Here is an 11,831-nt window from a genome sequence, read left to right as displayed (position 1 = left end):
GTGATGAATGCATTGGAGTTATTGTATAAAGTTAACGATTTGCAGATGCTGCTTTGGGTCGAGTCAGGCGATAAATTAAAATTTAAATTACGCCAACCGTTAGAAGACAAAACGTACTGGTTTGATTTAATAAAAGCCAATAAACAAGCGCTAATAGAAGTGCTACTGCAATCAGGCATTGAACAGGAACCCAGCGCATTACCCGTGGTTTATCGTTGTCAGAACCCGGTTAAACCTATGTCATATGCCCAGCAACGACTGTGGTTTATTGAGCAGTTAGAGCAAGGCAGCAATGCATATACGATTCCGCTGTGTTTTTATGTGCCAGCGCTCGATGTAGCGTGTTTTGAGCAAGCGCTGGCTTTTATGGTTTTACGTCATCCGGTCTTAAATAGTGTATTTGTCCAAAATGACGCCCATGCACAGCAGCAGCGCTTAGCATCGTCGCGCGTTAAGATAGACAGCCAGCAAACGCAAGAACAGCAGCTTTCGTCGTTACTCCGCCATGATATTCAGCATATTTTTAAGCTCACAGATGAAGCGCCAATTAGGGTGAGCCATTATCATGTCACGGATGCGAAACCCCATCAGCAAGATGTGGTACTTATCAATATTCACCACATTGCATTTGATGGCTGGAGTGCGGGGGTCTTTTTATCAGAGCTTAAGCATGTGTATGAAGCGCAGCTCAATGACCTGACGTTGAATTTACCCGCGCTGAGCTTTGATTATGGCGACTATGCCTATTGGCAAAGTCATCAAAAAGACAGTGCACAATGGCAAAAGCAATTGGCGTTTTGGCGCACACATTTGGCGGGGGCTGAAACACTCGACCTTCCTTACGACCGACCTAGACCAGATCAAGCTAGTTATATCGGAAACAACGTGTCATTTGAATTATCGGCTGTTCAAAGTTCTGTACTGATTAAACTGGCACAAGACAGCGGCGTGAGCTTATACAGCTTATTGCTCTCAAGCTTTGTGGTGCTATTAAGCAAATGGGCGAATCAAACAGATATTGTCACCGGCTCGGTAGTGGCAAACCGCGAAATTGAAGGAACAGGCTCTGTGGTGGGGTTATTCACCAATACCCAGGCCACTCGCCATGATGTGAACTCTGCGATGAGCTGCATCGACTTTATCCACAAAACCCATGTTAACGTCATTGATGCTTTGAAAAACCAGGAATTACCCTTTGACGTGGTGGTTGATGCACTCGGCTTAGACCGCTCACTCAATATGCATCCAGTGTTTCAAGTGCTATTTTGTTTTGATAAAACAGCCCAAGCCCAGCAGAGCCAATTTCAAGCGTACCCCTTGGCTGATGAATATCAAGTCGCAAAATATGATTTTTCTTTGTACTTAACTGAATGCGATGGCGTGTTAAGTGGATATTTTAATTACGCGAGCGCACTGTTTAACCGCGAGACAATTAACCGAGTCGTTGAGCGATATAAACAGGTGTTAGCGCAGTTTAGTGACAATATTACCCAATCAGTGTCTCAGATTGAGGTGGTGCTCCCAGAAGAAACGGCATTTTTCCACCAGCATGGCTGCCAAACTTATCAAGTTTTACCCGAACACACTGTAACAGCGCTCTTTTCAGCGACGGCAGCTGCTCAGCCAACACACATCGCCGTTAAATATAAACAACAGCAAATGAGTTATCAGGCGCTTGATGAATATACCAATCAATTAGCGCACTGGATAACACAACACGTTGATGACTGTGCTAATAAAGTGTTTGCCTTGGTGATGGAGCGATCACTTGAGATGATCCCAGCCATTTTAGCCATTCACAAAGTAGGGGGGGCTTATGTACCGATAGACCCTGCGTTGCCAAAAGCCCGCAAAGCATTCATCTTAGACGACACTCAAGCCGAAATGATTTTCAGCTTACAATATGAAAAGCTGGCCTTGTTAGATGAATTACCAGAGCTTGATCCCAACCGCATTGTTGCGATCAACAGCTTATATATATTAGATCAACTCAAAGCGCCGCTTACCGTTCAAAGTACCTTGCAAGATTTGGCCTATGTGATTTATACATCAGGTACAACCGGTCAACCCAAAGGGGTTATGTTGTCGCACCATGCTTTACTTAATCGTATTGATTGGATGCAAAATACTTACCCGCTTACGCCCCAGGATGTGGTGTTGCAAAAAACCCCTTATAATTTTGATGTCTCTGTATGGGAGCTTGTTTGGGCCCATTGCTACGGCGCAAGTGTGGTGATGGCACCCCCTAATGCGCACAAAGACCCACAGCGTTTGTATCAGTTGATTGAAGAAGAAGGGGTGACTGTGGTGCACTTCGTCCCCTCCATGTTTAACGTGTTCTTACAAAGCATTCAGCTACATGGGTTAAGTATTCCAAAAAGCTTACGCTACATATTTACCTCTGGTGAAGCGCTTGCATTGTCGCAAGTTGAATTATTTAACGCGGTGAACCACCATCATTTAGGAGGGTGCCAGTTACACAACTTATATGGGCCGACAGAAACCGCGATTGATTCAACGTACTACCCGTGTGCCCAAGTCACAGACTGCGTACCCATTGGTAAACCGATTCAAAACACTTTGGTTTATGTTCTTGATGACCAACATTGTCAGGTGCCAATTGGCACTGAAGGGGAGTTATACATTGCGGGTACGGGTGTTGCGAAGGGGTATTTAAATCGCGACGAATTAACACACACACGCTTTTTAGCGAACCCGTATTTTGATCCCAGCACCGAGATCTTTGGTGCCCATCGCATGTATAAAACCGGCGATAAGGTTAAGTTTAATCAAGACGGCGAGTTGCTGTATATCGGGCGCAGTGACTTTCAGGTTAAATTACATGGCCTGCGTATTGAATTGTCTGAAATAGAAGTGCAGTTGTGCCAGCACCCGCAGGTTTTACAGGCATTGGTGAGTGTTGTTGCGCGCTGTGATGATCAGGTTTTGGTGGGATATTATGTCAGTGAAGTCCCGATCAGCGATGAGCAACTAGGGCGCATGCTTGAGCAAAACCTACCCGATTATATGGTGCCAAAAGTCTTTGTGCATATGACGCAGTTCCCTCTTTCTGCCAATGGTAAGCTCGACCGTAAAGCCCTTAAGCCACCAGAGTTTTCCTCTGAGCAATATCAGGCTCCAAAGTCAGAACAAGAAATTATTGTGGCGCAAATTTGGGCGGCAGCGCTCAAATTAGATCGTGTGGGCATACACGATGACTTTTTTAAACTCGGTGGCAATTCAATTTTGGCTATTTCGCTCTGCCAAAGTATGTCACAAGCATTAAAGTTACAGATCCCACTTGCGCTGTTATTTAAAGCGAAAACCATATCCGCCGTGTTAGCACAGCATGGTAATGTGGCGCGTCGTCGCATTCCCAAGCGTGAACAGGCGCATGCACCTTTGTCATTTTCTCAGCAGCGCTTATGGTTTGTTCATGAATATGAACAAGGTACAAATGCGTTTAACATCCCGTTATTGCTGCGGCTCACGCAGTGTAACATCACGCATTTAGAAGCAGCGTTAATGGCCGTCGTTCAGCGCCATGAAGTGTTACGCAGTATTGTAAAAAGAGTCAATGATGAACAGGTTCAGGTCGTTATGCCTGAGTCGCACTTTGTACTTGAACAGGTCAAACTAAGTCCAGATGGCTTTGAAAGCCGCGTGCATCAAGATATTAATTATATTTTTGATTTAGAAAGCGATTTACCAATACGGTCCGTATGCTATGCAGTAGAAGGGCAGGCAGAAAAAAGCACCTATTTATTAATTAACTTTCATCACATTGCCTTTGATGGTTGGAGTACGGGGCGCTTCTTTCAAGAGTTGTTAACCTGCTACGAGCAAGCCAAACAGCAAAAATCAATCACGCTTGATGCGTTACCTATCCAATATGGTGATTTTGCCGATTGGCAGCGACAATTTTTAGACTCTGCGGAATTTCAACAGCAGCGAGATTATTGGTCAGATAAGCTCTCAGGGTATGAAACGCTTAGACTGCCAACGAAAGGCAGTCGCCCGGCTAAATTTCAATACCAAGGAGATAACCTGGTTATTGCACTTGATAGCGATTTGTCCCATCAATTAACCACGTTAGCGCAGCAGCAAGGGTGTAGTTTATTTAGCATTATGTTGACGGTATTCAATGTCTTATTGAGTAAATATTCAGGGCAAAATGATATCATAGTTGGCACACCCATGGCGAACCGTCACCATCCTGATGTGTTAGAGCTAATTGGGCTTTTTGTTAATACAGTGCCTCTGCGCACGCACGTTGATGGGTCTGCATCGTTTTTGGCGTTGCTAGCACAAGTCACTAAAACGGTAGAGCAGGCTCAGCACAATCAGGATGTTCCTTTTGAACAAATAGTGGATGATTTGTCGGTGTCACGAGACAGCTCTCGTCACCCAATTTATCAAGTTATGTTTTCGATTGATGAGTTCTCAGGCCAAGAGGCTGCGGCGCAAAATGCGGGATTTGAACACGTTGACTTAGCGCCGTATTATCACGTTGCCAAACAAGATATGTCGTTATATGTCAGCCGTCACGGCGAACAATTGACATTGGCAATGAACTGGGCGACGGCTTTATTCACTCAAGCAAGTATTGAACAGTTTTTGTCGCATTATCAAGAGTTATTATCCAGTATTACTGCGTACCCTCAGCAGCGTTTAGCCGACTTTAGTTTGCTCAGTACCGAGCAACAGCACCATCTGACCTACGCGCTTAATAAAACCGATACCGGCTCTAAACCCAGTACATTTGTGCACGAATTTGACGCAATGGCCAGCGCTAAAGCGCACAGTATTGCAGCGGTATATAACGATGAATCATTAACTTATCAGCAGCTTGCTGAGTCGGCTTCGTATTTTGCACACACTTTGCGTCAGGTGCATAACGTGGCGCAAGGTGAACTGGTTTTAGTGCGCATGACACGCAGCCTAGATTTACTTATTGCGATAGTGGGGATCTTAAAAGCGGGGGCAGCTTACGTGCCAGTGGGGGTAGATTACCCACAAGCGCGGCTTGAGTTTATTGTACAAGACACACAGGCTAAGTTGATCTGTGTTGATGCAAAAAAGAATGGCAAAGAGGGTGAAGAGTGGACGTTGCCACTGACGTATATTGAGGTCAACCAATGTACGCTTGCTGATAACTTTACGCCTTATTGTGATTATCCTGTGAGTTCTGCTGATCTGGCCTATGTGATTTATACCTCAGGGACAACCGGTAAACCCAAAGGGGTCATGATTGAACACGGTGCTTTTGTCGACTTTTTAACGCATTTTGAAATGAATATCACCAGTGCGAACATGCTGTCGTTGACAACCTTCACCTTTGATATTTTCGGTTTAGAGTATGGAATGCCGTTATTAAGAGGGGGCACAGTCACCCTTTGTCAGTTAGACGCTGCGGTGAGTACGTTAAAAACAGACACCACATTAACGCTTATCCAGCAAACGCCGTCGGTGTACCGCACACTATTACCTATGCTAACGGGGATCAGTCTGCCACACATCACGTGTTTGGTAGGGGGTGAAGCATTAGATATGGACTTGTTGTCAAAATTACAAACCACATTTGGGCGTGTGATTAATGTCTATGGGCCAACCGAAACTGTGATATGGAGCTGTGCATATGATTGTTCTCAAACCAATAATGCCGCGTTAATTGGCCGACCTCTTGCCAATGAAAAATGTTATTTATTGGATGAAAACCTACAGCCAGTGCCAAAAGGCGTGGTAGGCGAATTATTCATTGGCGGAGCAGGACTTGCACGAGGGTATTTAAATCGTGCAGCGCTGACCGAGGAGCGCTTCATCAATAATCCGTTTGCGACGCAAAGCGATACAGAGCGCGGGTTTAATCGCTTGTATAAAACGGGCGACTTGGCGTTTATGCATGACGACGGCAATATTCAATTTTTAGGCCGCTCCGACTTCCAAGTAAAAATTAATGGTCACCGCGTTGAAACGGGTGAAATTGAAGCGCTAATGAGTGAACTTGCCACAATTTCACACGTTGTTGTTATGGTGTGCAAAGTGAATCAACAAGACTATTTAACCGCGTATTTTGTGGCCTCTGAACCACTTGATTCAGCCCTGTTACGCCAGCATTTACGTAACAAGCTACCCGAACATATGATCCCCGCTGCGTTTGTACAAATAGACAAGTTTACCCTATCAGCGAACGGCAAATTAGACCGAAACGTGTTGCCTACGCCTGAGTTTACCGTTTATGAATATGTTCCTCCGGCTTCTGAACTTGAAAAAACACTGTGTGCAATTTGGCAAGAGGTACTCACGGTTGAGCAAGTGGGGATAACCGATGACTTTTTCATGCTCGGTGGTAACTCAATATTGGCGATTCACTTAATAAACAAAGTTCGTCAGCAACTTGATATTGAATTGTCGATACTTGATTTGTTTGAACATAACCAGATCCGCACCTTGATTGAGCATGGCTTAGGGCGTCAGGCTGTACGAATTTTACCTGCAAATACCCGTCGCTACCCGCTGTCGTATGCGCAGCAACGACTTTGGTTTATAGAGCAATTTGATAGTCATTCATCGGCGTACCAAATTCCGATTTTGTTGAACCTCAGTAATGATGCTGATCAGCATTGTATTGAATTGGCGATCCGCGCCATTTTGGTTCGGCATCAAGTGTTAAGAACCTGCATTAAAGAAGACAGCAGCGGGTTTTATCAAGATGTGCAGCCAGAAACTGTGTTTATGCTAAAGCGGGTGCTGGTAGAAGGGGAACCGAGTGAGGCTCAGTTGGCAACCTTATGGCAATCAGACTTTGATTTAACACAGCAGATCCCCCTTCAGGCTTATATTGTTGAAGGCAAAACGTCGACGTATTTACTGATTAATATTCACCATATTGCGTTTGATGGCTGGAGCATTGAGTTATTTATGCACGAGTTAAATCAGCATTATTGTCACTTTGAATCGGCAGAACGGTTATCGGTGCCTACGCTCAAGTTGCAATATAAAGATTTTGCCGTGTGGCAAAGGGCGTATTTAGCAGAGGGCGAGTCAGAACGTCAGCTTAGTTATTGGCAAACGCAGTTACATGCGTTGCCTACCTTACAGCTGTTTGCTGATAAGCCTCGTCCGAGTCAGCTTAACTTTGCCGGCGCGCATGTTAGTCGGGAGCTGGACATTGCAACCAGTAAAACACTCATTGAGATGGCAAAGGCAAAAGGGGTATCGCTCAATACCCTAATGCTCGCGGCATATTATGTGCTATTGCATAAATACACAGGGCAGAGTGACATTGTGCTGGGCACACCAGTAGCCAATCGACACATTCATGGCATCGATCAACTGGTGGGCTTTTTTGTAAATACCCTGACGTTGCGGGTGAGTGTGAATAAGCAAGACACCTTTGATGAATTACTCACAGCGGTTGCGCACGTTAGCAGTGCCGCCCAAGATCATCAAGATGTGCCTTTTGAAGCGGTGGTCGAACGCTTAAACTTACCACAAGACGGCAGTCGGCATCCTATTTTTCAATTGATGTTTGCGCAGCAGAACTTTGGTGAGTCTGCCGTTGATGCCCACTGGTATCGTCATGAACAATCGAAGCTCGACCAACCATTTGCTAAATATGACCTATCAGTGGTGGTGGCAAATCATCAAGGCAAACTGGTGTGTACTATGAACTATGCCACCGCATTGTTTGAGCAAGAGCGGATCACCCATATGCTGGCGCACTATGTGTATGTGTTAGAGCAGATCATACAAAGTACGAGTCAAGCCATAAAAGACTACAGTGTGTTAGATAGCGCGGCGATACAGACCTTAGTGGCAGATTTTCCTGCCTTGCCTCATAACTCGAGTGTACGGTTAGAGCAGCAGTTTAGCCATAGAGCGGCCATAACCCCACAGGCACCAGCACTCATTACAGACCATGATACGTTAAGCTACCAACAGCTTGATGAACAAGCCAATAAGTTAGCGCGCTTTATTCGCAGCCACCACAGTTGGCAGCAAGCCCAATTAAACAAAGACACGCAAGGCAGCCCGCTGGTGGCGATTTTAATGGAGGGTTGTCATGATTTACTGCTATCTCAGCTGGCAAGCTTAAAAGCGGGGGCTGCGTTTGTGCCTATTGATGTTAGAAACCCCCCTGAAAGAGTTGCATATATTTTATCGGATACACAAAGCTGCCTGGTGTTAACACAACGACGATATGCCAATACACTCACCGACACTGCCGTGGCTGCGGTGATCTGTGTCGATGAATGTGACTATACTCACTTACCTGCGCAGGCGCTCAATTTGAACTTGTCAGTTAATGACCTTGCGTATGTGATTTATACCTCAGGAACAACAGGGCAGCCCAAAGGGGTAATGATTGAACATAGCCAAATAAACTATACCCTTGGTGAACAAGCGAAAAACTATCAGTTAAATGGTGATGCGGTATTTTATATGGGGATCTCACCAGCATTTGATGCCTCGATTGCTATTATTTATGGAGCATGGTGCCAAGGCGGCGCTCTGCTGGTAACTGATGGGGTTGATTTTACATCGACTCAATTAGAGCAAGTTACGCATTTAATTGTTGCTGCGTCGGTACTCGATAGTTTAGACCCTCAGCATTTCCCTAATTTAAAATGCCTAATTTATGGTGCCGACAAAGCCTCCTATGCCGCATTAAAGGCATTTTCTTATGCCAATATATTTGTTGAATATGGGGTCACAGAATGCGCCATTACGTCAACCTACAAAGCAATTGCACAGGGCGAGCTCGCCTCGATTGGTAAACCATTATTAAGCAATCATATTTATATATTGGACGATGAGCTTAAACCATTGCCTGCGGGCTGTGTTGGCGAAATTGTTATATCGGGGCCAGCGTTGTCGCGCGGGTACTTAAATTTGCCACAGCAAACCAACATGAGTTTTATTGGTAATCCGTTAGCGGCCTGTTATGCGCCGCAAGAGCGCGCCACACAATTTGCCAGAGCGTATAGAACAGGTGATTTAGGGCGAATAAATAAATCCGGTAATATAGAGTTTTTTGGGCGGCGCGACGGGCAAGTTAAGCTCAGGGGGCAGCGCATTGAACTTGAAGAAATAAATCAGGCGCTGTGTACACTTGAGACAGTGGTAAACACCCATACCTGTGTGCATCATCATAATGAATCTGAGTTGTTAGTGAGCTATTATGTGGCACCAGAGCCCCTTGATGAAGCAAGCACATTTGCACAGCTCAAGCAGCGATTGCCAGTGTATATGCACCCATCTGTATTAGTACACATGACGCACATGCCCTTGACCTTAAATGGGAAGCTCGATGTAGCAAAACTCCCTGAGCCACACATCTCACACAATCAAATCGTGCCAGCAACCACGCCCATGCAGCAGAGCGTAATGGCAGCATGGTTGAGCTTATTGTCGAGCACCTCGTTGAGTATTTTAGATGACTTTTTTATGGTGGGAGGAGACTCCATTTTAAGTATTCAATTAAGTGCCAGAATAAAGCGTTTAGGGTATCAGTTGTCGGTAAAAGATATTTTTACTCATCGCACCGTTGCAGCACAAAGTACGTTATTAGAGCAGCAAGGTAAGCGTCAAGACATAGAGGCAGAACAAGGCAACTTAACGGGAGCATTTGCGCTATCAGCCATTCAAAACTGGTTCTTTAGCCAATGCGATATGGGCTATATAAAAGCCCCAAATCATTGGAACCAATCGTTCTTGCTGCGTGTGCCATGCGCTGAAATTGCGCATATTCAAGCATGTATAGATGATGTGGTTTGCCAGCATGACATATTACGAGTGACGTTTGAAAAAACAGGCTCAGGTGCCATGACGCAGGTGTACAACAGTTCAGCAGTGAACCGAGTTAATTTATTAGATGCTCGGCACATGAGCGACGAAGTATTGCACAGTAAACTCACACAGTGGCAAGCAGAGTTTGATATTACGCAGGGGCCCTTGGTACGTTTTGGCTATATTACGGGCATTGATGATGGCTTTAGCCGATTTTATGTTGCCTGCCATCATTTACTCATTGATGCGGTTTCTTGGCGAATAATCACGGATGATATTCAAGCGCGTTTTCAAAATGACACACTCCCTGAAAAAACATCAAGTTATCGGCAGTGGGTGCAGAAGTGTCAGGGCTATGCGCAGCGTTACCCGCAAGAAGTCGGCTATTGGCAGCAAGTTTTAAATTGTTTACACCCAGTTAATCACAGTGCCCACATTAGCCCTGCATCAGTAGGCACGGGGCAGTTGTCGGTTGATAGTACGAAAGCGTTACTCACTGTGGCGAATAAAGCGGGCTTGGGTCAAGTACATGAATTACTGCTGAGTTGTTTTGCAATAGCATTGTTTGAGCAGTTTGGTCACACAATGCAAGGTATTTGTTTAGAGGGGCATGGCAGAGAGGCCATTTTTGATGAGCTAGATGTGAGTCGCACAGTGGGATGGTTTACCAGTTATTACCCGGTGCTGTTACAGGTGTACACGCAGCATAATGACGTGGATATAACACGGACTTGTTTGTTTGCCAAAGAGCTATTAGGGCGGATCCCAAACAATGGCGTTGGCTATGCGTTACTGGCGTCGAGGTTACACAATACCCACAATCTACCTCAAATTGGTTTTAATTACTTGGGCCAATTAAGTAAGCAAGCTGATTTACCGTGGCAGATAATGTCGCAATTTAGTGGTGAAAACAGCCATAGCAGCAACCAGTCGCCTCATGAGTTAGCATTTAATGGGGCCATTGTTCAAGGTCAATTGCAGTTTAGTATTGAGTCAAAGCTTGCCCCGCAGATTGCCCAAACACTGGCCGATGGCATATGCCACTGTTTAACCAAGCTGGTGCAGCAGTTTAATTTACCCACTATAGCGGCGCTGCGTTCACCGATTGATAGCAAAGACTATGTGCCGTTTGAAATCTATAACCCTGACGCCAGCGATCCTTGGTTTATATTGCCACCCGCACAAGGGGGCAGTGAAAGCTACCAAACACATTTGGTGCCAAGCTTAGCGCACACTCAGCTCGTGTTATTTAATAATTACTTACATGCCGCAATGCCTGATAACACGCACTTTAAGGCCATTGACTTTCAACAGCTTGCAATAAGCCATATTGCGATGATGAAAACAGTGCAGCCGCAGGGGCCATATCGCGTTATGGGATGGAGCTTTGGAGGGGTGCTCGCACTGGAGATCATTAAGCAGTTGGCGGTGATTGGGGAGCAGGTTGAGCAAGTTATATTGGTAGATTGCTATTTGAATTACTCAGCGGCTATAAATCACTCAGAGGCGTTACACTCTTTGCTAAAAGATCAGCAGTTACAAGGCGATATAAACTATATGTATACGCCTAATAAGGCACGCGTGGAGTTACCTGCACATGCGTACTTATTTAAGGCGCAACATAGCGCTGAGCAAAGTCATTGTGAGCAGTCGCACGGTGACGTATTTGCCGCGGTCGAGCAATATTACTTAGCGACACACGATAACCACTTATCAGATTATGCCGTAGTCGATAACCTGATCATTGAGCCTATAGAGTGTAGCCACCATGATGTGTTTTCAAACTCCGATGCGGTGAAAAAGATTGCTGCTGCAATGAACTCATTTAGCAAGATAGAACCGACGCTCACCACTTAAAAGGTGAGCAATCTTTGTGACATGATTACAGCGTGTGTGTAACGTTTACGCACACGTTTTTATTGAGGAAAACGAGGTTTATTGCATGGTAGGGCAGGTTTGACCGTTTATTACCCTACATTGTTGCTATCATAAGTCCATAATTGAGCGCCAACCCCATTGTATTACATACACGGTCAGAG

1 protein-coding gene is annotated in these 11,831 nt (G+C 45.2%); it reads left to right on the top strand.

The genetic code is table 11. The features are described 5' to 3' along the window. Positions 1–3 precede the first annotated feature (3 nt). Complete coding sequence (locus BGP78_RS01925; protein WP_259386101.1) at positions 4–11,649, top strand: non-ribosomal peptide synthetase; 11,646 nt, start codon at positions 4–6, stop codon at positions 11,647–11,649. Positions 11,650–11,831: the final 182 nt, after the last annotated feature.

Origin of the sequence: Pseudoalteromonas sp. MSK9-3, assembly GCF_003590335.1 — a bacterium.
In the GTDB taxonomy this organism is placed as follows: Bacteria; Pseudomonadota; Gammaproteobacteria; order Enterobacterales; family Alteromonadaceae; genus Pseudoalteromonas.
The sequence above is the reverse complement of the archived record's forward strand: the minus strand, read 5'-3'. Positions and strand labels throughout refer to the sequence as shown.

Coding starts and splice junctions, on each gene's coding strand:
- BGP78_RS01925 (WP_259386101.1), top strand. CDS start 4: ATGAATGCATTGGAGTTATTGTATAAAGTTAACGATTTGCAGATGCTG.